Genomic DNA, 1,564 nt, shown 5'->3' with positions numbered 1-1,564 from the left:
CCCCGATTCAGGCTGTTCAGGCAGAATCCCCCCCATACCCTTCCAGGATCTGCCCATGCGCGTTCTGCTGCTTTCCTCCCTGCTGCTCACCGTCACCGCCTGTACCTGGGTGCCGATCGAACCGGCCGGCAAGGCAACCCGCGTGCTGCCGGCAGGCCCGGTTCCCGCCGGCTGCATCGCCAAGGGCGAGGTGGTGGTCACCGTGAAGAGCAAGGTCGGCTTCTACAACCGCAACCCGCTGCGGGTGCAGGAAGAGCTGGAAACCCTGGCCCGCAACGAGGCCCCGAGCGCCGGCGCCAATGCCGTGCAGGCCGCTGCGGCCCCGGCCGATGGCAGCCAGCGCTTCGCCGCCTTCCAGTGCCCGCCGCGCTGAACGCTTCACCATACGGGCAAGGCTGAATTCGTAAAGATGCGGTGAAAGCCCGGGGGTTATAGAATAGCGCCCCCTTTTGCCTGAGCCTTGGCGCTAACCTCGATGCTCTTCAAGAATGTCTCGATCGCCGGCCTGGCACACGTCGACGCGCCGCATACGCTGACGACCAAGGAAATCAACGAACGCCTGCAGCCGACGTTGGATCGCCTCGGTATCCGCACCGACGTGCTCGGCGATATCGCCGGCATCCATGCCCGCCGCCTGTGGGACAACGGCGTGCTGGCGTCGGACGCCGCCACCATGGCCGGCCGCAAGGCACTGGAAGACGCGGGCATCACCGCGACCCAGGTCGGCCTGCTGGTCAACACCTCGGTCAGCCGTGACTACCTGGAGCCGTCCACGGCCTCCATCGTGTCCGGCAACCTCGGCGTCAGCGACGAATGCATGACCTTCGACGTCGCCAATGCCTGCCTGGCCTTCATCAACGGCATGGATATCGCGGCGCGCATGATCGAGCGCGGTGATATCGACTACGCGCTGGTGGTGGATGGCGAGACCGCCAACCTGGTGTACGAGAAGACCCTGGAGCGCATGACCGCCCCGGACGTCACCGCTGACGATTTCCGCAACGAGCTGGCGGCGCTGACCACCGGTTCGGGTGCTGCGGCCATGGTGATGGCGCGCTCGGAACTGGTGCCGGACGCCCCGCGCTACAAGGGCGGCGTGACCCGCTCGGCCACCGAGTGGAACCAGCTGTGCCTGGGCAACCTGGACCGCATGGTCACCGATACCCGCCTGCTGCTGATCGAAGGCATCAAGCTGGCGCAGAAGACCTTCAGCGCGGCCAAGATCGCACTCGGCTGGGCCGTGGAAGAGCTGGACCAGTTCGTGATCCACCAGGTCAGCCAGCCGCACACGGCCGCGTTCATCAAGAATTTCGGCATCGACCCGAAGAAGGTCATGACCATCTTCGGCGAGCACGGCAACATCGGCCCGGCCTCGGTGCCGATCGTGCTGAGCAAGCTCAAGCAGCTGGGCAAGCTGAAGAAGGGCGATCGCATCGCGCTTCTGGGCATCGGCTCGGGCCTGAACTGTTCGATGGCTGAAGTGGTCTGGTAAGAGCTTCCTGCCAGACTCCCTGTAGAGCCGAGCCCATGCTCGGCTCTACAGGGAGGCACTCCGCCGGCACGA

2 protein-coding genes are annotated in these 1,564 nt (G+C 65.6%); both read left to right on the top strand.

The features are described 5' to 3' along the window. Positions 1-55: 55 nt before the first annotated feature. Complete coding sequence (locus G5A07_RS21095; protein WP_005407628.1) at positions 56-373, top strand: DUF4156 domain-containing protein; 318 nt, start codon at positions 56-58, stop codon at positions 371-373. A gap of 102 nt (positions 374-475) precedes the next feature. Next, positions 476-1,492, top strand: a complete 1,017-nt coding sequence (locus G5A07_RS21090; protein WP_010487115.1) for a 3-oxoacyl-ACP synthase III — start codon at positions 476-478, stop codon at positions 1,490-1,492. Positions 1,493-1,564: the final 72 nt, after the last annotated feature.

Origin of the sequence: Stenotrophomonas sp. AS012628 (assembly GCF_010608305.1) — a bacterium.
GTDB lineage: Bacteria > Pseudomonadota > Gammaproteobacteria > Xanthomonadales > Xanthomonadaceae > Stenotrophomonas > Stenotrophomonas geniculata.
This window is presented reverse-complemented; position numbering and strand designations above follow the sequence as displayed.

Coding starts and splice junctions, on each gene's coding strand:
- G5A07_RS21095 (WP_005407628.1), top strand. CDS start 56: ATGCGCGTTCTGCTGCTTTCCTCCCTGCTGCTCACCGTCACCGCCTGT.
- G5A07_RS21090 (WP_010487115.1), top strand. CDS start 476: ATGCTCTTCAAGAATGTCTCGATCGCCGGCCTGGCACACGTCGACGCG.